This window comes from Lacrimispora sp. (assembly GCF_046972725.1).
In the GTDB taxonomy this organism is placed as follows: domain Bacteria; phylum Bacillota; class Clostridia; order Lachnospirales; family Lachnospiraceae; genus Lacrimispora.
Window position 1 is genome coordinate 262,893 of sequence record NZ_JBKVXF010000001.1, and the last position, 21,024, is coordinate 283,916.

Sequence of the window (21,024 nt, forward strand, 5' to 3'; positions counted from 1 at the left end):
ATATCGTTATGAATATAGGATTAGTTGCTCATAATTCAAAGAAAAAGCTCATGCAGAATTTCTGCATTGCCTACCGAGGCATTTTAAGTAAACACATGTTATATGCGACCGGTACCACCGGACGTTTGATTGAAGAGGTTACAAATTTAAATGTTCATAAATATCTGGCCGGCCATTTGGGCGGAGAACAGCAGCTGGGGTCTCAGATTGAGCATAATGAGATTGATCTTGTGGTTTTTTTAAGAGATCCTCTTACTCAAAAGTCTCATGAACCGGATATTGTAAACATTATGATGACCTGCGATATGCATAACATTCCTTTGGCTACCAATCTGGCTACTGCAGAGCTTTTGATTAAATCTCTGGAGCGCGGCGATTTGGAATGGCGCGAAATGTATAAATAACGAGGTAATATTCTGTGAAGAAAAAAGCTTTTGTAACATCAGGCGGCTTTTTTTTAGCCGCTGCACTGTTAACGGGCTGTTCTGGTCTGCGTAAGCTTGACAATCCTTATGTATATTCCGAAAGATCAGCTTTATATGAAGCAGGCAGTACAATGGACAAAGCCGCAACCTTTGCCCAGGAACTTTGCATAGTTACAGAGAATACTCCCAGTCAGGATGATAAAGTGACTGCAGAAGCGGCGGCTGTTTTTGATCTTACGGATAAGACAGTGCTTTTTGCAAAGAATCCCTTTGAGCGTCTTTATCCTGCAAGTATTACGAAAACCATGACAGCGCTGGTGGCGTTAAAATACGGCAATTTAACTGATAAGATCACCATTACGAAAGATGCGGTCATTACAGAACCAGGTGCCAGCTTGTGCGGCATTAAGCCAGGCGACAAACTGACTCTGGAACAGCTTTTATATGGGCTTATGCTTCCTTCCGGAAATGATGCAGGAGCGGCAATCGCAACTCATATTGCGGGGGGAATAGAACCTTTTGCCCAGATGATGAACGATGAAGCTTTAAAAATCGGAGCCACGGGCACCCATTTTATGAATCCTCATGGACTGAACAATGAAAATCACTATACCACAGCCTACGATTTGTACCTGATTTTTAATGAAGCGATGAAGTATCCGGAATTTCGTAAAATTGTTGGTACAGAAAAATACAGCACTACCTATCAGAATGAAGCAGGGAAACCGATAAATGTGACCTGGAAAGATACAAACTGGTATCTTTCAGGAGAGCGTAAAATGCCAGAAGGCCTTACAGCTCTTGGCGGAAAGACGGGCACCACTCAGGCGGCAGGAAGCTGTCTGATTATGGGGAGTTCTGATTCCTCTAAGCGTGAATATATTACTGTAGTCTTAAAAGCACCCAACCACGTTGGCCTTTACGATAATATGACAGATATATTGAATAAAATTGTAGAATAGTCATTGCCTTTCTTATGGATTTGTACTATAATTACATTAATCCGAATAGACTTTTTATACAAATTATATAACGCAAGGAGGAGATTGCTATGGTTCAGATAATAGCGGGAAAAAAGGGTAAGGGAAAGACAAAGCATCTGTTAGACCGGGCGAATTTCGCTGTAAAAAACTCAAAAGGCTCCATTGTATACTTGGATAAAAGTTCTAAACACATGTATGAATTAAGCAACAAAGTCCGCCTCATTAATGTGAATGAGTACCCAATAACATCAAGCGAAGGTTTTATAGGTTTGATCTGTGGCATCATATCTCAGGATCACGATTTGGAAATGATGTTTTTTGACAGTTTTTTAAAACTGGCCTGTTTGGAAGGGGAAGATATATCTGAGACCATTGCAACTTTGGAAAAAATCGGTGAAAAGTATCACGTAACTTTCGTTCTCAGCATTTCGTTGGATGCAGAGCATCTGCCGGAGAATGCCAAGGCCGATGTGATTGTTTCATTATAATCATAGATATTAAACTGGGGGCTGCATGACGGTCCCCTTTATTTTTCTTGAATTTTTATGAATTTCCTTTTATAATGTGTAAAGGGAAAGGAGGCGTCAGGTTGGCAAGACATAAGGCACCGCGGCCATCAAAGCAGGCTGCTCACCCAAAGAAAAGCAAAAAAATCATCCGTTACCGACGGCCTCTGAATATCAATGTTGGCATGATCATCTTTGCGTTGATTTTTGTTTATATGGTGTTCAGTGTAACCGCTTACTTCAGAAGAGATAAGATACAGTTTTACGAAGTGCAGGAAGGAAGCATCGTAAACAATAAAAATCATACAGGCATTATTCTACGGCAGGAAGAAGTCAGGAATACAGACCGTTCCGGATACGTTAATTACTACGTCAGAGAAGGCAAACGGGCATCGAATGGAACCCGGGTATATTCTATTGATGAAACCGGAAGTATTGCTTCTTTTCTTGCGGAGAATTCCCAGGAAAAAGTGACTTTAAAACCTGAAAATCTTTCAGAACTGAAAAAACAGCTGACCGGATTCAGCTTGGCATACAATAGTGACCGTTTTCGGTCTGTCTATGATACCAAATTATCCTTAGATGCTGAAGTTATGGAATACATGAATTTAAATGCCCTGAATGATCTTGGTGATAAGATGGACAAGGCCGGTGTTAATTTTCAGCAGGTAAAGTCGGACAAGGCCGGTATTGTTTCTTATGGTGTAGATTCTTATGAAACGCTGACTCCATCTGACATTTCGGAGGATGTCTTTGACAGAAGCAAGTATACAAAATCCATAATAAAATCCGGAGATTTGATTGAAAAAGGGGTTCCGGTATATAAACTTATTACTTCGGACTTGTGGTCGGTAGTATTTCCTTTGACAGAAGAGGATGCAAAGGTATACGGGGATAAGACAAGCCTTACCGTTGAATTCGCCGGGCAGAATCTAAAGGCTTCGGGAAACTTTTCTGTGTTTTCTGGTAAGGATGGAAAGACATTCGGAAAATTGGATTTTGACAAATACATGGTACAGTTTGCGTCTGAGCGCTATGTGGATTTTGAGATTATGTCCGACCGGGTCGACGGTCTTAAGATTCCGGTGACTTCTGTGACGAAAAAGGATTTTTATCTTGTTCCCATAGATTACCTGACCCAGGGAGGAGACAGCACGGAAACCGGCTTTAATAAGGAAGTTTATTCTCAGTCCGGCACTTCTGTTGTTTTTGTTCCAGCTGAAATTTATTATTCTGAAGGTAATAATTACTATATTGAGACTGGAGCGGAAGGCGGGTTTAAGGTTGGAGATTATATTGTTAAGCCCAATTCCACGGATCGTTATCAATTAGGCCCCATTGCTTCTCTGCAGGGGGTGTATAACATCAATAAAGGGTATGCTGTATTTAAACAAATTGACGTTTTGGCCTCCAATGATGAATATTACACGATCAAAAAGAACATGACTTACGGACTTGCTGTATATGACCATATTGTTCTTAATGCAGATACTGTTAATGAAGGGGAATTAATATATCAATAAGAGGTGATTGATTTGGTTCTGGAAAATCTTAAAGAAGTAAAGAAACGTATTCTTTCTGCCTGTAAGAAGGCTGGAAGAGATCCGCAGGAAGTAACTCTGATTGCAGTCAGCAAGACGAAGCCAGTTTCCATGATAGAAGAAGCCTATGCTGCGGGAGTCCGGGATTTCGGGGAAAATAAGGTGCAGGAGCTTTGCGATAAATACGGAGAGCTTCCAAAAGACATAAGGTGGCATATGATTGGTCATCTTCAACGGAATAAGGTAAAGCAGGTCGTTGATAAAGCGGTACTTATCCACAGTGTGGATTCCCTTCGCCTGGCAGAACAGATTGAAGCGGAGGCAGCCAGAAAAGCTTTGACGGTTGACATTCTTCTGGAAGTAAATGTTGCAGAAGAGGAAAGTAAATTTGGATTTCGTTTGGAGGAAACAGAAGACGCAATTCGTAAAATCGCCTTGTTTCCCCATGTAAGGATAAAAGGCCTTATGACTATTGCGCCTTTTGTAGAAAATTCTGAGGAAAATCGCTTTGTTTTTAAAAAATTAAGACAATTTTATGTTGACATGCAAAGCAAAAACATTGATAATGTTAATATGAATATGCTCTCAATGGGTATGACCGGAGACTATGAAGTTGCAATAGAAGAAGGGGCTACTCTTGTTAGAGTCGGTACCGGAATTTTTGGTACAAGATATAAGATTGGAGAGAATGAAGTATGAGCATTTTAGGCAAACTGATGGATAGCATGCGCTTAAATGATACAGAAGATGACGATGATTATTACTTAGATGACGATTACGAGGATGAAAAAGTAAAGCCTGCAAAGAAAACACTCTTTTCAAAGAAGACTGAGGATGATTACTACGATGAAGAAGAGGAATATGAGCAGAAGCCTCGCTTCCTGTCACGTTCTCCCAAAGTAGTTCCTATGAAACAGTCACGGACAATGGAAGTGTCAATGGTGAAGCCGACCTCTATTGAAGATGCGAAAGAAATCTGTGATCATATGCTGTCAGGAAAAGCGGTAGTTCTTAATATGGAAGGCATTCATACGGAAGTTGCTCAGAGGATCATTGACTTTACTTCCGGCGCCACGTATTCCATGAATGGCAATTTGCAGAAGATATCAAACTACATATTCATAGCAACTCCCGAATCCGTTGAACTGTCTGGTGATTTTCAGGACTTATTAAATAGCGGAAGCTTGGATATGGGCGGTATGAATCTGCGCCTTTAGCAAGTTTTTTGAAAAAGAGATTATGTATTTGTTGAAATGGTACAAGCAGACAATTTTCCGTTTTGCACACTTGTTATTCGCACTGCCAGGCTGCAGGGCAAAAGTGGAGAGGGGAATTGTTTGCTTTCTTCCGTAATGGAAGAGAAAATATACGATGGAGGAACGGCGTCATGGGAAATAGAATTCCGGTACACTTAAATGGTGCTTTTTTGTATGATATCGTCATGGAAATGACATTTAATGGACTCGAACAGGAACTGAGGCAATTGAACCTCAAAGGACGCAGGGTATGCATTGTTACAGATTCTAATGTTGCTCCTTTATACTTAAAGGAGGTGGAAGCCATCGTAGCAGCCTGTTGCAGGGAGACGGTTCCTTTTATCTTTCCGGCAGGGGAGGAGAACAAAAATCTGGATACCGTACGCGGTTTATATGAAACCCTGATTAATAAGAAATTTGACCGCCATGATTATCTGTTGGCATTAGGCGGTGGTGTGGTTGGAGATTTGTGTGGTTTTGCCGCTGCCACCTATTTAAGAGGCATCTCCTTTGTTCAGGTTCCCACCACACTATTGTCTCAGGTGGACTCCAGCATCGGCGGTAAGACCGGTGTGGATTTTGATGCTTATAAAAATATGGTAGGTGCTTTCCACATGCCAAAGCTTGTGTATACCAATATATCCGCATTAAAAACTCTTTCCGAAGAACAGTTTTCTTCCGGAATGGGGGAAGTCATCAAGCATGGTTTGATTCGGGATGCAGTTTATTATGAATGGCTCATAAAGCATATTCCTGCCATAAAGAAAAGAGAGCTTGTTATACTTGAGGAGATGGTGCGTGTCAGCAACCAGATCAAGCGTGATGTGGTTGAAAAGGACCCTACGGAACAGGGAGAAAGAGCCCTTTTAAATTTAGGGCATACGCTTGGACATGCCATTGAAAAGCTTTCCGATTTTAAGCTGCTTCATGGTCATTGTGTGGGTCTTGGCTGTATCTCTGCGATGGCCATATCCATGAAACGGGGACTGATTCCAGAGCATGAGCTTTCAAGGCTCTGGGAGATCATGAAACAATTTGATATGCCTGTTACTGTGAGCGGGCTTTCTGCCGGTGAAATCATTGATCTTACCAGGAACGATAAAAAGATGGATTCCGGAACGATCCGGTTTATTCTGTTAGAACAGATTGGAAAAGCATACGTGGATAAAACTGTCACTGAGGCGGAAATGTCAGAAGGTCTTTTACCAATCTTAGCATAAGGAGAGTTTCATGAATCAGAAGACAAAACTAATCTTTGGACTGTTCATCGGATTTTTTGCGGCAATCGGCCTTGATCAGTGGACCAAGTTCCTTGCAGTAAAACATCTTATGAATCAGAGTGCCTATAATATCTGGAATGGTGTGTTTGAACTGTTATATTCAGAGAACCGGGGAGCTGCATTTGGAATGCTTCAGGGGAAAAAGTTTTTTTTCCTGCTTGTTGCAGTTATTGTACTGTCAGCCGCCATATTTGCAATTGCGCGTATGCCGGCAACTAAAAAATATATTCCTCTTCATCTTATCGCCATGTTTTTATCCGCAGGTGCAGTTGGAAATATGATCGACCGTTTTTCAAGAGGATATGTTGTTGACTTTCTGTACTTTAAGCTGATTGATTTTCCAATCTTTAATGTGGCAGATTGTTACGTTACCGTTTCCATGTTCTTTTTTATGATTTTGTTCTTTTTTTATTATAAGGAAGAAGACTTATCCTGTCTGTCAATTGGTAAGAAGGGGGAAGACAATTGAACCAGAGATTTACCGTAACAGCGGAGGAAACAGGAATTCGCATTGACCGGTACCTGGCTGAAAAATGCAGTGGGATTTCCCGTTCCTATTTGCAGAAATTACTAAAAGAAGAAACTGTACTGGTCAATCAGAAAGCGGTAAAGAGTAATTATAAAGTGAATGTTGGAGACCAGATCGAGTTATCCATCCCGGAAGCCGTAGAACCGGAAATTGAAGCGGAAGACATGGAACTTGATATTGTTTATGAGGACCAGGATATCATACTCATCAATAAACCAAAAGGCATGGTGGTTCATCCTGCCGCAGGCCATTACAGCGGAACACTGGTCAACGGCTTAATGGCTCACTGCCGTGGTGAATTATCCGGTATCAATGGGGTTATGCGCCCCGGAATCGTTCACCGGATTGATATGGATACGACAGGTGTCCTTATTGTATGCAAGAATGATATGGCTCATAATTCCATTGCGGAGCAGTTAAAGGAACATTCCATTACAAGAAAATATTATGCAGTAGTCCACGGTAACCTGAAAGAGGATGAAGGAACCATAAACGCACCCATTGGACGTCACCCCGTCGACCGGAAAAAGATGAGTGTCAATGAAAAAAACGGAAGAGATGCCGTCACTCATTACCGGGTGCTGGAGCGGTTTCGGCAGTTTACCTATGTGGAATGTCAGCTTGAGACCGGACGCACCCATCAGATCCGTGTGCACATGGCAAGCATTGGCCATCCTTTGCTAGGGGATTCTGTTTATGGTCCGGCAAAATCTCCGTTTCGGTTAAACGGGCAGACCCTGCATGCCGGTGTTCTGGGAATCCGCCATCCAAGGAGCAAGGAGTACATGGAATTTAAGGCGCCTTTGCCGGATTATTTTGAAGATTTATTAAAAAAACTAAGATCCAATATATAAAGATGATGCGGCCGATTTTATGGCCGCATTTTTTCTCGTATAAGAAAGTTCGTCCTATAAAAGGAAAAAAACTTCCAGAGGATCGCACTGCGGCGGTTGGGGATTCTTTCTTATACAAGTTACTTTTGCTTCTTTTCCTCCGGCATTGCCTTGTAAGCAACTTTATTTTAATTTTACTGACATTTATACAATTTGATGGTAAAATTAATTATATAATATAAGTTAAAGGAGTGATTTGGTATGAATAAGCATCCCGTCATTTCAATAGATAGGCAATGTGGAAGTTTAGGAAAAAAGATTGGGGAAAAGCTGGCAGAAAAATTAGGCGTCAAGTGTTATGACAAAGAACTGTTTGCTGTTGCAGCAAAGAACAGCGGATTAAGTGAAGAACTTTTTTATTCTCATGATGAAAAGCCTGCCAACAGTTTGCTGTATTCTCTAGTTATGGATACGTATTCTCTGGGTTTTACGACATCCGGTCATATGGATATGCCCATGGATCACAAACTTTTTTTAGCCCAGTTTGAAACCATTAAGCAGCTGGCGGAAGAAAAATCCTGTGTCTTTATAGGCAGATGTGCGGATTATGCTCTGGCCGATTATGAAAATCTGATATCCGTATTTATTACAGCCGATGAGAATGACCGAATGGAAGCCTTAAAGGAGCTGCACCAAATTGATGATGCAAAAGCAAAGGATCTGATGGTTAAGACGGATAAAAAGCGTTCCAGCTATTATAATTATTATACCAACAAGAAGTGGGGAAATGTAAAAAGCTATGATTTATGCATCAACCGCAGTGCCGTAGGAATCGATGGTGCGGTTAAGATTATACAGGAATTTGTGAATGCAAAAACCCTTAGGATAAAGGAGAAATAGTATGGACGATTACAACAAGAGCATGAATGTCCTGCAGGATCTATTCGGGCGGGATTGTCAGTTTGCATGGGCTACATCAGAAAATAATATACCTTCCCTCCGGTTTGTGGATACGTTGTTTGATAACGGAAGCTTTTACATTGTGACTTTTACCGGAACAAAAAAGGTGCGGGAAATTGAAAGCAATTCCATGGTCGCCTTATGTAAGGATATGCATCGTTTTCAGGGAATAGCAACTAATATCGGCCATCCCCTTGATCCGAAAAACAAAGATATACGGGAAAAATTAATAAATGCATTTGAAGCATGGTATTTTCAACATAACGACGAAGCATATGAAAACATGTGCTATATCAAAATCGATCCGGTCAATGGATTCTTTTATAAAGACGGATTGGGATATCAGGTTGATTTTAAGGAAAAGAAAGCGGAGATATTTCCCTTTCAGATGGATATTGCCATTATACAATAGATCTGTTACTGCATAACAGAGCAAACGGACATTTTCAGGATTAACTGAAAATGTCCGTTTGCGGTTATCTGGGATATTTTGTTTAAAACTGATTATTCCACGGTTACAGATTTAGCCAGATTTCTTGGCTGGTCCACGTCAAGGTCCTTCCCTACCGAAGCATAATAAGCGATAAGCTGAAGAATTACTGCAATTGGGAAAACTGTAAAACGGTCACCGATGTCTGGTATATTGATCTGAATGTCAGCAATCCCGTTTTCCACCCTGGCATTCTCTTTTGTCAGTAAGATAACAAAGGCTCCCCGTGCTTTCACTTCCCTGATGTTTGATATGGTTTTTAAAAACACCTTTTCCTGAGTGGCGATGGCAATGACAGGAACCTGGTCGGTTATGAGTGCAATGGTTCCATGCTTTAATTCTCCGGCAGCATAGGCCTCTGCGTGAATATAGGATATTTCCTTTAATTTCAGCGCACCTTCCAGAGAAAATGCATAATCAAGGCCCCTGCCGATGAAAAAAGCATCCGGCTTTTGAATCAGATGAGATACCAGGTCTTTGACCAAATCCTTTTTTTCGATCATTGCTTCCATAGCCGGAATGGCATCCAGCAGCTGTTTCATGAAATCCTTGGCTTCTTCTTTGCTGTAGCTGTCGCGCACATATGCCATACGGCAGCAAATCATATAGAGGGCAGCCAACTGTACGGAATAAGCTTTTGTGCTGGCAACTGCGATTTCAGGGCCGGCATGGGTATATAGAACGTAGTCGCTTTCTCTTGCTATGGTAGAGCCCTTTACGTTTACAACGGATAATGTGGCCGCACCATAGTTTTTTGCCAGACGCATGGCAGCAAGGGTATCAATGGTTTCTCCGGACTGGGAGATGATGATGATCAGTGTTTTTTCGTCTACCAGCGGCTCCTCATAGCGGAATTCGGAAGCAATGGATACTGTTACCGGGATTCTCAAAAGCGGCTCCATAAGGGCCCTGGCTGCCATGCCTGCGTGCATGGCTGTTCCGCATGCCACAATATGGATCTGATTACACTCTTTCAATACACGGTCCGGAATCTGATCATCGGTAAAGTCGGGAAGACCTTTTACCAGACGGGGAAGAATGGTATTTTTCAGTGCTTCGGGCTGTTCATGGATTTCTTTGAGCATAAAATGGGGAAATCCGTTCTTCATCGCTGACTCCATATTCCAGTTGATTTCTAATAGTTCCGGATGCTGTTCCTGCTGATTTAAGTCATATAACTGCACCTGGTAAGAGGTCAGCTTTACGATATGATCCTCCGGAACTACAAAGTACTGTCTGGTATAAGGGATGAGGGCAGTCAGGTCCGAAGCCAGAAATGACCCTGAGCGGGTATAAGCAGCCACCAGAGGGCTTACATTGCGGATGGCATAGATTTCCCCCGGGTGGTCTTCAAACATCATACAGAAGCTGTAGGAGCCTTTTAAATAACCTACCAGTTTTGCAATAGCATCTACCGGATCACCCTGATAGATACTGTCCAGTACCCATGCGGCTACTTCGCTGTCCGTTTCGGAACGAAGCTTGCTCTCCAATTGAAAATCTGTAGTGAGCTGGTGATAATTTTCTATGATGCCGTTATGAACCAAAGTGACCCGTCCGGCCTGATGGGGATGGGTATTTTCCATGGTTACACCTCCGTGGGTTGCCCATCTGGTATGTCCAAGCCCGCAATGGGACACTTCTGTCACGTCCTTGCAGCCTTCTTTTAAATTTAATACCTTACCGGTGTGCCGGATCAGGCGGATTTGCGAGTTCTCCATACAAAGAGCAATCCCTGCACTGTCATAGCCGCGGTACTCCAACTGGGAAAGTCCTTCAAGCAATATCTTTTTTGAGTCTAAAGGTCCTGTATATCCTATAATTCCACACATAATTTTCGATCTCCTTTTATTTTCCATTTCATGCATGCAAGAGAAAAACGGCAAACAAAAAACAGGCTGTCTGTTTCCTTATCGAAAGGCAGCTCTTCCTTGCATTTTCATCTTTCGTATATCCCCGGTTCCAGCGTGTTTGTTTTGCAGTTACCTGCATATTTCACGATGGATACACGCCCGGAGGGCATGGAAAGGCATCCGCCGAATTTTCGATAACCTTTCACCTCGTTAACCTTTGATACCGTTTTTCAGAGAAAAACGTTCACGTTCGTACCGTCAGGTGCATGGCGCTTAGCTTTGCTATTAAGAATTTATGCCTCCTTCATAAATACAGTTTATTATAGCCTTTGTTGGTTTGTGAGTCAATACTATGATTTACATCCTTTTTACGTAAAGTTTCTTTTTCATTTTACATCGGTCCAATACAATGAATTTAAGACCAGGGGAAAGGAATGAAAATAAACATGTCAAGCTTGTCTTTGGTAAATGTTTGTAAGACTTATAAAAATGGCCAAAGTGCCGTAAAAAATTTTAATCTCGAAATTAAAGACCGGGAGTTTCTTATTCTGGTGGGCCCTTCCGGATGCGGAAAATCGACTACGCTGCGGATGATCGCAGGGCTGGAGGATCTTTCCTCCGGTGAATTGTGGATCGATGGCTGCCTCATGAATATGACCAGCCCTCAGAGCAGAGACTTATCCATGGTTTTTCAGTCCTATGCTCTGTATCCGCATTTTACAGTTTACCAGAATATGGCTTTTGGGTTAAAAGTACATAAAGTTCCCAGAGAAGAAATAGACAGAAGAGTAAAAGAAGCGGCTGATATCCTTCATATCAGCCATTTACTGGACAGAAAACCATACGCATTATCCGGAGGGCAGAAACAACGGGTAGCCATCGGAAGTGTGATTGTACGTCAGCCAAAAGCTTATCTGATGGATGAACCTTTATCAAATCTGGACGCAAAGCTCCGGACACAGATGCGAGTGGAGCTTTCAAAGCTGCATAAAGAACTGGGAGCCACCATTATTTACGTGACCCATGATCAGGTGGAGGCCATGACTCTTGGAACCAGGATTGTAGTTATGAACCAGGGGGAGATCCAGCAGGCTGCATCTCCAGGCGATATTTACCAGAATCCTGTGAATAAGTTTGTTGCCGGTTTTATCGGTTCTCCTTCTATGAATTTTATACCGGTATGGGTGGAACGGAAGGAAGACCGGATTTGTCTGGAATTTAACAATCAAAGACTTTTTGTCAATCCTGTTTGTGCCAGCCGGCTTATAAAGGGAGGATACATTGGCAAAAGGGTATGTATGGGAATCAGACCTGAGGATTTCCACGAGACTGGGCCTGAAGAACAAAAACTTATCTTACAGGTGGATATCAGGGAAGTACTGGGCTCTGAAATCCTTTTTCATGGACGGATCGGAAGATCGGAAGTGTGTGCCAGATTAATACCTGGCATTAAAGCAGAAGCCGGGGAAAGTCTCCCGGTATATGTGGACATGGACCGGATCAAGTTATTTGATATGGATACGGATCAGAATATATTATATATCTAAGGAGTTTTCTTATGAATTTAAAAACCATTGTGAAGAAAGCAGGTCCTTATGCTTATCTTGTTCCGGCATTAGCGGTATTTGCATTATTCCTGTTTTATCCTTTTTTTAAGACGATTTACTTAAGCCTTTATAAAACCAATAAAATGGGACAGGCCAAGCTTTTCGTGGGGCTTGGCAATTACTCGGAGCTTTTAAAATCTTCCTCTTTTTTTAACAGCCTGCTTGTGACCGGGGTCTTTGTTCTTATTGTCGTATCCGTAAGCATGCTGTTAGGGTTAATGGGAGCGGTTCTCTGCAATAAAACATTTCCTGGTATCCGGATATTCAGTACGGCTTATGCACTTCCAATGGCCATTGCTTCAAGTTCCGCAGCCATGATATTTAAAATCATGCTTCATCCTTCCATCGGAATTGTTAATAAGGTCCTGGGATTAAATATTAACTGGATCAGTGATCCCAGGTATGCGCTGGTCTGTGTCGCTCTTTTGACGGCATGGTTAAACAGCGGAATTAATTTTCTATACTTCAGTGCAGGACTCAGCAACATTGATGAGACGATTTATGAAAGAGCTTCCGTAGACGGAGCAAATTCCTTTCACCGTTTTTTTTACCTGACACTACCCGGGTTAAGTCCAATTATGTTTTACACACTGGTCGTCAACATCATTCAGGCTTTTCAATCCTTTGGCCAGGTAAAGGTGCTGACTCAGGGAGGACCGGGAGAGTCCACCAATTTAATCGTATATTCCATATACCGGGATGCATTCTTTAACTACCGTTTTGGAAGCGCTGCTGCTCAGTCGGTTATTCTGTTTATCATTATAATGATTCTAACCTTGTGTATGTTCCGGTTAGAAAAGAAGGGAGTAAACTACTGATGGAATCTGTAATTGCAAATGCCACTAAAGATATGAATCAGGAAGAACTTGAAAAACTCAAACGGTCAGCCGTTACGAGAGCTATTTTACGCAGAAGGGCAGGGAAACTGGCACTTGTAATGGCAAATCTGGTTATGTCCGTCTTTATACTGCTTCCTCTTTTGTATGCAGTCAGTATTGCCTTTATGCCTTCCAGCGAACTGTTCACAACAAGTATGAACTTAATTCCGTCAAGTCCTACCTTTGAGAATTACCGGCAGGCCATGGTTAAAATTCCATTGGGCCGGTTTATCGTAAATTCCTTTTTTGTTGCAGGCTGTATTACATTTGGTCAGATGATATCCTGTTCTCTTGCAGCATTTTCCTTTTCATTTCTGGACTTTAAGGGAAAAAATCTGCTGTTCATGCTTGTTATGGCGACCATGATGATTCCCGGAGAGGCTACCATTATCTCAAATTACTTAACTGTAAGCGGGTTAAAATGGCTTGACAGCTATCAGGTGCTTATTATTCCTTACTTGACCTCAGCTATGGGAATTTTCCTTTTCCGGCAGTTTTATAAATCCTTTCCCATCTCTTTATATGAGTCTGCAAAGATAGATGGTTGTTCCAACTTAAGATTTATTTACAGTATCTTGCTGCCGCTAACGAAATCCGCCATAGGGGCCATGGCTGTCTATACGTTTATTAATGCCTGGAACATGTATATGTGGCCTCTTCTGGTTACCGGTACGGACCGGATGAGAACGGTACAGATCGGAATCGGGATGCTGGACAGTGTGGATTCACAATCAATATCAATGATGGTTGCAGGAGTTGTCATGATCATTGTTCCGTCAATTTCAATATTTATCGCAGGACAGCGGCAGCTGATACGAGGAATGTTTTCAGGGGCTGTCAAAGGCTGACCTGATTCAGAACATAAAACCATTAAAATCTGGAGGAAAGAAAATGAGAAAAAGAATATTTGCCTTAACTATGGCAATCATGATGGCAACAGGATTGCTGTCTGGATGTGCAAGCCAGACAGGAACTAATGATTCCGGTTCCAGCGAATCTGCAGCAGCAACCGCAGAGACTACCGACGCCGAAACAACCAAGGCCCCGGAAGGAACGACCATAACCTTCTGGCATTCCATGGGAGGTGTCAACGGAGAGGCTATCAATACACTTGTGGATAAGTTTAACAAAGAAAATACTTCCGGCATTCAAGTGGAAGCCCAGTACCAGGGAAGCTATGACGATGCCATTAATAAACTTAAGAGTGCCCAGATTGGCAATATGGGCGCCGATCTGGTACAGATTTATGACATCGGAACCCGCTTTATGATCGATTCCGGCTGGGTGGTCCCAATGCAGGATTTAATTGATAAGGATAAATGGGATGTTACTCAGATAGAACCAAACATCGCCGCTTATTATTCTGTGGACAGCAAACTTTATTCCATGCCCTTTAATTCCTCCACACCAATTCTTTATTATAACAAAGATATCTTTGAGAAAGCAGGAATTACAGAGATTCCCGACAGTCTTCCAGGCATTGCTGAAATCGGAGATGATTTAACAAGCAAAGGCGGAGCCGGAGAGGCTATTTCCCTTGGTATCTACGGCTGGTTTTTTGAGCAGTTTATCTGTAAACAGCAGGCTCATTATGCAGACAACGGAAACGGGAGAGAAGCAGCAGCAACCGCAGTGGATTTTGACAAAAACGGAGCAGGTGTAAAGACCCTGGCAGCATGGAAAGAATTATCAGAAAAAGGCTATGCACCTAATGTAGGAAGAGGCGGAGATGCAGGTCTTGCAGATTTCAGTGCCGGTAAGTCAGCCATGACCTTGGGCTCTACCGCATCCTTAAAACAGATTTTAAATGATGTTAATGGAAAATTTGAAGTAGGAACTGCATATTTTCCTAAAGTAAGTGATGATGACAAAGGCGGCGTTTCCATTGGCGGCGGTTCTTTATGGGCGTTGAACAACGAAGATCCTGCAAAGCAGCAGGCGGTATGGGAATTCGTAAAATTTCTGGTATCACCGGAAAGCCAGGCTTACTGGAATTCACAGACCGGATATTTCCCTGTTACGGTAGCCGCACATGATGAGCCTGTTTTCAAGGAAAACATTGAAAAATTCCCTCAGTTTCAGACTGCTATTGACCAGCTTCATGATTCCACTCCTCAATCTGCCGGTGCATTATTAAGCGTATTCCCGGAAGCAAGACAGATCGTGGAAACGGAAATTGAAAATATGATCAACAATAACGGTACACCGGAAGATGCAGTTGCAAAAATGGCAGAAAACATCAATAAATCTATTGAAGATTATAATTTATTAAACAATTAAATGATCCTCAGAAAGGTATTGGCAAATGAAGACAAAGGTTTGGGCACACAGAGGCGCCTCCGCTTATGCACCAGAGAATACACTGGAAGCATTTGAACTCGCAATCAAACAAGATGCAGATGGAATTGAACTGGATGTACAGCTGACAAAAGATAAAAAACTGGTGGTAATTCACGATGAAACCATAGACCGTACCTGTGATGGAAGCGGATATGTAAAGGATTTTACCCTGGAAGAACTGAAGCGGTTTCCCTGCAATATACTGTGTCCGGAATATAAAGATGCGGTAATTCCGGAGCTTTGGGAGGTATTGATGCTGTTAAAGCCAACGTCTCTTACGGTCAATATCGAATTGAAAACCGGAATCTTCCGCTACAAAGGCATTGAAGAAAAGGTTTTGACTGAGGTAAAAATGGCTGGAATGGAAGATAGAGTGATCTATTCTTCCTTCTGCCATCCAAGTATTGTAAAGATAAAGAAACTGGATCCTGATGCTGTCACAGGACTTCTTTACTCAGACGGCTGGATCAATGTCATAGGCTACACCAGGCTTATCGGTGCTGATGCGCTGCATCCGCCGGTATATCAGTTCCGAAACGATAAGCTGATGAAAGACGCCAGAAGAAGAAAGCTTCCGCTTCACGTATGGACAGTCGATGATGAACATTTGATAGAATACCTGGCAGAGCAGGAGGTTGCCGCAATCATTACCAATACCCCTGATATTGCCAGAAAAATTATAGATAAGAAAGGAAATAACATATGATTCGATTAGTTGCCTCTGATATGGATGGAACTTTATTAAACCGCTATGGGAAAATTTCCCCATTAAATGTCGCTGCCATTCAGGCACTTGCACAGAGAAATATTGAACTTGTTGTCTGTACCGGCAGAAATTACGAAGATGCCTATGCACCTTTGGCAGAGGCTGGAATTTCCTGCGATATTATCTGTATGAACGGTGCCGCCGTATTTGACAGGAATGGGAAAAAGCTTAGAAATCAGCCTTTACTGGAAAGCCAGGTAACCAGTATTCTTAATATCTGCCGTCCTTATCCTGTTATCTTTGATTTCATGACAGAAGAGGGAAGCTATACTACCGCCAGCCGGGAAGAACTTAAGAATAGTTTTGAAAATAAAGTATTTCTTTCCATGGTATCTGATGAACATACATATGAAACCATAGAAAGCCGCTTTAAGTTTACAACGGAGGAGTCACTGTTAAGATCCGCCATGAATATTTACAAAATGTCGGTGGTTCACGAAAATCAAGAGGTACTGGAGCAGATTCGAGCTTTGCTGGAAAAGGAAAATGGGATTTCCATTGCTTCTTCCGCTCCCAACAATCTGGAACTGACTCACGAGAAGGCACAAAAAGGTTCTGCGCTTATGGAATACGCCATAAAATCCAAGATCCATCCGAGAGAGATCCTGGCTATCGGCGACAGTGAAAATGATTTATCCATGCTAAGCCTGCCGTTTGGATATACCATCGCCATGGGAAATGCTTCCGATCTTATCAAACAAAGTACACGTCTTACCACAAGAACCAATGAGGAAGATGGCGTGGCATTTGCTATTGAAGCCCTTATTCTTTCAGAGGCAGCAGCAGTCTGCTGATTCCTTCAATCTTAATAAACTATTAAATCTTTTTGTCTGTATTTTACTGCTGTGTTGTGCTATAGTTCTGTTTTAGAAGAATAATTACAGGAACAATAGCAGATGAAACGAAAAAAAACAGCAAAAGTACAGATATCAGCCGCCATATTAATGGCTCTTTTGGGAGGCGGTCTTTGCAGGTTCTCCCAATCTTATATTTCCTTTTATGACAGACCTTTGGCTGCGTTTGCGGATGATTCATTACCCAAACCGAAAGCAGCAGCAGAAAAAAAACATCCTGTCAGGATAAAAGAGGTGCAGGAGATACCTGCTCCTTATGTTCCTTCCCTTACAGCATTGAATCTGGCCTTTCTTTATAGAGAAGGCGGCAGCCAGGAAAAAAGCCTTGGAGCAGAGGCAGCAGAAATGCTGTCTCTAAAGGATTCTGCATGGCTGGCCTCTATATACCAACTGGCAAATGAAAGCCCGGAAAAGGTGGCTGCAAGCCTTGGGATGCCATCTGGTTCTTTGAAAGGTCTTTCTTTTGAAAACGCAGATATTTGCTTTTATGATGAAAATGGAAAACAGATTTCTCCCCGATCCAACATACAGGAAATCATGTCCATGGCCAATACATATCTTTATTATTCTGCACCGGAAGACTACGATGCTTTTTTAAGTTATGCCAATCAGCTGTGGGAAAGCTCCCATAGCTTTCAATACTCCATCAGTGACATCTATGATTGCGGAGGTTCCCTTGAAGGAAATCTGGTTGAGAATTCTTTCGCTGCAGCTTATGAGGCTTCTCCATCGCAGGCAGATCTGCCAGACGCTGAGGAAATCCAACAAAATGAAACAGAACCGTCAAAGGAAATCGGTCCTGGCATTGACTTAATAAAAGCGGAGACTGTGACAGCGGAAGCCCAGCCAACAGAACCAGCGGAGACTTTTGTGAAAACTGCATGTCCAGGGCATGTGGATCTTCATGTGAAGGCTGTCATTGCAGGATTATCAGACAGTAAAAAAGGGTTATTTTCCCTGGACGCCATAGGCAATACTCAAAATAATACTGTAAATTGGCCCGGGTGGACAGAGGAAACTAAAAAGAGCGCCAGGAACCTGGCGAATCAGAATTGGACGGAAGCTTACGGCCTGACTCTGACCCCTTCTTTTCTTACAAAGCCTCTTTCCTATGAAGAAATTGACAACTATATGAACCGTCTTCCAGAAAACCTTTCTGAGAACAGGCGTAAGCTGATTCATTATGCATTGGCATCCGTAGGAAGAGTTCCCTATTACTGGGGTGGAAAACCGGCTTGTGCAGATTATGAAAATAATAATTTTGGAGCACTTGTAACACCTGATGAAAAGGGACGAGCCATGAAAGGTCTTGACTGTTCCGGATGGATCAGTTGGGTGTACTGGTCTTCGATCCATAAAAGGCTTTCATCTGAAAGTACATCTGGTCTTGCAGCTGCCGGAGAAGCTGTTCAAAGAAATGATCTGCAGCCAGGTGATATCATTTTAAAGACAGGAGATGAGGGGCATGTAGTTATGTTTTTATGCTGGGAAAGGGATGGAACTATGACCGTAATCCATGAATCCAGTGCATTGGTAAACAATGTTACCGTTACGACAATGGATGCTAACTGGCCCTATTACCGAAAATTAATCGATTGAAAAAAATTAAGAGAAAAGCAAGAACTAACAGATGCATTTCTGGTAAAATGAAATAGAGTCTGTCTAAGACAATTCAGGAAAGGATAGATGATTCGATCATGGATTATGAGGATGAATTAGACCGGATGCGAGCCCGTAAAAAACGCGGGAACAGTAAGAGAGGGCAAAGCAGTGAAACGGAACGGTCAACGCAAAGAAAACACCGGCAGCAGGCGTCAGGAAGGGACAGGACCTATTACAGCGAAGGAGCCGGAAGGAACCCCAGGGCCCATCGTGCAGGCTCTCCGAGCGGTCAAAAGAGGAATGCAAAAAAGCGGAAGAGAAAGAATAAGCGGCGAATCATATTAATGGAGCTTGCAATCCTTGTTTTGGTGGTATTTGCAGGATTCTTTATGCTGAAGCAGCGCACTCACCAGAAAGGATTCTGGACCATTGCCATTTTCGGCGTGGATTCCAGGGATGGAAAGTTGGATAAGGGTGCTCTGTCCGATGTGATAATGATTTGCAACATCAATAAAGCTACCGGAGAAATTAAGCTGGCTTCTGTATTCCGGGACACTTATTTAAAAATCAACAGCAAGGGGACTTATCATAAAATCAACGAGGCCTATTTTAAAGGCGGTCATAAACAGGGAATTGAAGCATTAAATGAAAATCTGGATCTTAACATTGATGACTATGCCACATTTAACTGGAAGTCTGTAGCCGATGCCATCAACATTCTGGGAGGAATTGACCTGGAGATTACAGATTCGGAATTCAAATACATAAATGGATTTATTACAGAGACCGTTAATTCCACAGGAATCGGCTCCTATCAGTTAAAGCATGCCGGTATGAATCATTTGGATGGGGTACAAGCAGTTGCATATGCCAGACTTCGTCTTATGGATACGGATTTTAACCGGACGGAACGGCAGCGTAAAGTAGTGAATCTGGCTATGGAAAAAGCAAAGAATGCTGACTTTGCAACGCGAAGCAGTCTGGTAACTGCCGTATTTCCTCAGATATCAACCAGTATCGGCATGAATGATGTGCTGTCGATTGCGAAAGGAATCAGTAAATATCATATTGGAGAGACTGCCGGTTTTCCATTTTCACGTATTACCATGAAAATGGGACGCATGGACTGTGTCATTGCCACAACGCTGGAAAGCAATGTAATACAGCTCCAGCAATTTCTTTATGGCACAACCGATTATCATCCATCAGCAACCGTTAAAGCAATCAGCAGCAGAATTGCCAAAGAAAGCGGTATTTCTGAACCTGGGGAAAATGCTCCTTCCGGAGGAGGCACAAAGAAAAGCAAAAAGAAAAATTCTTCCGGATCTGTAAATACTGATGTACCCCAGACGGAAGCGCCGGTGGAAACGACGGCTGAAACTATAACCGAACCATCCGACGAAAGTACGGAGGAAACAGTACCAGAGACAGAGAAACAGGAGAGTACTGCAGTTCCAACCAATGGAGATGGCAGTCTCATAGGCCCAGGTGCCGATTTGCAGCAACCCCAAAAAGATCAGAAAGAAAAGCAAAAAGAAACAGAAGCAAAAAAGGAAACAAAAGAAGATACAAAAGAAGAAACCAGAACAAAGGAAAATCCTGAAGAAAAGACCGGGCTGCAAGATAACGAAGAGGCCGGTCCGGGAGTTCAATAATAAGGAGGGATAGCTTAATGGCTGATGAATTGAAAATCAAAATGTATGCATTTACCATGGATTGCAAAGACCCAAATGAATTAGCAAAATTTTATGCCGCATTGCTCAAGTGGGAAGTTCTGGTTATGGATGAAGACTATGCCTGTGCATATGCTCCAGGAACCAATCAAGGATCATATCCCAGCATATTGTTTCAACGGAATTGTGAATATAAACCTCCTGTATGGCCGGAAGAGCCTGATGCTCAACAGCAAATGGCACATATAGACTTCGCTGTTAATGATTTAGAAAAATCCGTTGAATATGCCATCCAGTGTGGAGCAAAAACCGCAGATCAGCAATTTTCTGATAATTGGAGAGTCATGTTTGATCCTGCCGGACACCCTTTTTGCTTATGCCAGATGAAAGCAATTATGGAGAGTGAGCATTTTGGATTGTTGTAGATGATTATAAGCAGAAGCAATAGTCTAGTATTTGGTGTAAGGAAAATTTACAGAGAAGTGTTTTTTTGTTATAAAAAAATGACTTTATAAGATGGCGCCTTCCAACTATTCGCGAAAGTCTAGTTTAACGAATAGTTGGAAGGCGTAAATTAGACTTTCGTTCAATCTGCTAATTATACTTGAATTTTGTTTCAGGTGCTTATGCATTGTTTTCTCTCTGTAT

The 21,024-nt window shown here is 42.2% G+C and carries 21 protein-coding genes; 20 read left to right on the forward strand and 1 reads right to left on the reverse strand.

All coding sequences use genetic code 11. From position 1 onward, the window contains the following. Nucleotides 1–8 precede the first annotated feature (8 nt). The 11 genes from mgsA (at nt 9) to ACLTWA_RS01320 (ending at nt 8,725) form a co-directional block, all read left to right on the forward strand. Nucleotides 9–404: a methylglyoxal synthase gene (mgsA, locus tag ACLTWA_RS01270; RefSeq protein ID WP_412325742.1), complete on the forward strand. Its 396-nt coding sequence runs from the start codon at nt 9–11 to the stop codon at nt 402–404. A gap of 14 nt (nt 405–418) precedes the next feature. Next, on the forward strand, nt 419–1,387 hold the full coding sequence (locus tag ACLTWA_RS01275) for a D-alanyl-D-alanine carboxypeptidase family protein (protein ID WP_412325743.1): 969 nt from the start codon (nt 419–421) through the stop codon (nt 1,385–1,387). An 89-nt stretch (nt 1,388–1,476) separates the two neighbouring features. After that, nucleotides 1,477–1,896, forward strand: a complete 420-nt coding sequence (locus tag ACLTWA_RS01280) for a twitching motility protein PilT (protein ID WP_412325744.1) — start codon at nt 1,477–1,479, stop codon at nt 1,894–1,896. A 101-nt stretch (nt 1,897–1,997) separates the two neighbouring features. Continuing rightward, entirely contained in the window at nt 1,998–3,437 is a 1,440-nt protein-coding gene (locus ACLTWA_RS01285; RefSeq protein WP_412325745.1) for an HlyD family efflux transporter periplasmic adaptor subunit, read from the forward strand. 12 nt (nt 3,438–3,449) lie between these two features. Further along, nucleotides 3,450–4,154 carry a YggS family pyridoxal phosphate-dependent enzyme gene (locus ACLTWA_RS01290; RefSeq protein WP_412325746.1) on the forward strand — a complete coding sequence of 235 codons (705 nt, stop codon included), beginning with the start codon at nt 3,450–3,452 and terminating at the stop codon, nt 4,152–4,154. Beyond that, the gene (locus ACLTWA_RS01295) at nt 4,151–4,672 is read left to right on the forward strand and encodes a cell division protein SepF (RefSeq protein WP_412325747.1); all 522 of its coding nucleotides are present in this window, start codon (nt 4,151–4,153) and stop codon (nt 4,670–4,672) included. The genes ACLTWA_RS01290 and ACLTWA_RS01295 overlap by 4 nt, the downstream gene beginning before the upstream one ends. Nucleotides 4,673–4,842: 170 nt before the next feature. Then, complete coding sequence (gene aroB, locus ACLTWA_RS01300) at nt 4,843–5,931, forward strand: 3-dehydroquinate synthase (protein ID WP_412325748.1); 1,089 nt, start codon at nt 4,843–4,845, stop codon at nt 5,929–5,931. A gap of 10 nt (nt 5,932–5,941) precedes the next feature. After that, the gene (gene lspA, locus ACLTWA_RS01305; RefSeq protein ID WP_412325749.1) at nt 5,942–6,460 is read left to right on the forward strand and encodes a signal peptidase II; all 519 of its coding nucleotides are present in this window, start codon (nt 5,942–5,944) and stop codon (nt 6,458–6,460) included. After that, nucleotides 6,457–7,374, forward strand: a complete 918-nt coding sequence (locus tag ACLTWA_RS01310) for an RluA family pseudouridine synthase (RefSeq protein ID WP_412325750.1) — start codon at nt 6,457–6,459, stop codon at nt 7,372–7,374. Before lspA ends, ACLTWA_RS01310 begins: the two co-directional genes overlap by 4 nt. Before the next feature lie 240 nt (nt 7,375–7,614). Further along, nucleotides 7,615–8,253, forward strand: a complete 639-nt coding sequence (locus ACLTWA_RS01315; RefSeq protein ID WP_412325751.1) for an AAA family ATPase — start codon at nt 7,615–7,617, stop codon at nt 8,251–8,253. 1 nt (nt 8,254) lies between these two features. Beyond that, nucleotides 8,255–8,725, forward strand: a complete 471-nt coding sequence (locus ACLTWA_RS01320; protein WP_412325752.1) for a pyridoxamine 5'-phosphate oxidase family protein — start codon at nt 8,255–8,257, stop codon at nt 8,723–8,725. A 92-nt stretch (nt 8,726–8,817) separates the two neighbouring features. On the opposite strand, the gene glmS is transcribed toward ACLTWA_RS01320, so the two are convergent. Beyond that, complete coding sequence (glmS, locus tag ACLTWA_RS01325; protein WP_412325753.1) at nt 8,818–10,635, reverse strand: glutamine--fructose-6-phosphate transaminase (isomerizing); 1,818 nt, start codon at nt 10,633–10,635, stop codon at nt 8,818–8,820. Between the two features lie 467 nt (nt 10,636–11,102). Here glmS and ACLTWA_RS01330 point away from each other — a divergent pair, with 467 nt between their 5' ends. The 9 genes from ACLTWA_RS01330 (at nt 11,103) to ACLTWA_RS01370 (ending at nt 20,801) form a co-directional block, all read left to right on the forward strand. Next, nucleotides 11,103–12,203, forward strand: a complete 1,101-nt coding sequence (locus tag ACLTWA_RS01330) for an ABC transporter ATP-binding protein (protein ID WP_412327156.1) — start codon at nt 11,103–11,105, stop codon at nt 12,201–12,203. 11 nt (nt 12,204–12,214) lie between these two features. Continuing rightward, nucleotides 12,215–13,081: a carbohydrate ABC transporter permease gene (locus tag ACLTWA_RS01335; protein WP_412325754.1), complete on the forward strand. Its 867-nt coding sequence runs from the start codon at nt 12,215–12,217 to the stop codon at nt 13,079–13,081. Further along, nucleotides 13,081–13,989: a carbohydrate ABC transporter permease gene (locus ACLTWA_RS01340; RefSeq protein WP_412325755.1), complete on the forward strand. Its 909-nt coding sequence runs from the start codon at nt 13,081–13,083 to the stop codon at nt 13,987–13,989. Before ACLTWA_RS01335 ends, ACLTWA_RS01340 begins: the two co-directional genes overlap by 1 nt. Before the next feature lie 43 nt (nt 13,990–14,032). After that, nucleotides 14,033–15,421, forward strand: a complete 1,389-nt coding sequence (locus ACLTWA_RS01345; protein ID WP_412325756.1) for an ABC transporter substrate-binding protein — start codon at nt 14,033–14,035, stop codon at nt 15,419–15,421. Nucleotides 15,422–15,446: 25 nt separating this feature from the next. Continuing rightward, nucleotides 15,447–16,187, forward strand: a complete 741-nt coding sequence (locus ACLTWA_RS01350; protein ID WP_412325757.1) for a glycerophosphodiester phosphodiesterase — start codon at nt 15,447–15,449, stop codon at nt 16,185–16,187. Then, complete coding sequence (locus ACLTWA_RS01355) at nt 16,184–17,041, forward strand: Cof-type HAD-IIB family hydrolase (protein WP_412325758.1); 858 nt, start codon at nt 16,184–16,186, stop codon at nt 17,039–17,041. The genes ACLTWA_RS01350 and ACLTWA_RS01355 overlap by 4 nt, the downstream gene beginning before the upstream one ends. A 102-nt stretch (nt 17,042–17,143) precedes the next feature. Next, the gene (locus ACLTWA_RS01360) at nt 17,144–18,700 is read left to right on the forward strand and encodes a C40 family peptidase (protein WP_412325759.1); all 1,557 of its coding nucleotides are present in this window, start codon (nt 17,144–17,146) and stop codon (nt 18,698–18,700) included. A gap of 98 nt (nt 18,701–18,798) precedes the next feature. Next, nucleotides 18,799–20,358: an LCP family protein gene (locus ACLTWA_RS01365; protein ID WP_412325760.1), complete on the forward strand. Its 1,560-nt coding sequence runs from the start codon at nt 18,799–18,801 to the stop codon at nt 20,356–20,358. A gap of 17 nt (nt 20,359–20,375) precedes the next feature. Next, the gene (locus tag ACLTWA_RS01370) at nt 20,376–20,801 is read left to right on the forward strand and encodes a VOC family protein (RefSeq protein ID WP_412325761.1); all 426 of its coding nucleotides are present in this window, start codon (nt 20,376–20,378) and stop codon (nt 20,799–20,801) included. The last annotated feature ends 223 nt before the right edge of the window (nt 20,802–21,024 follow it).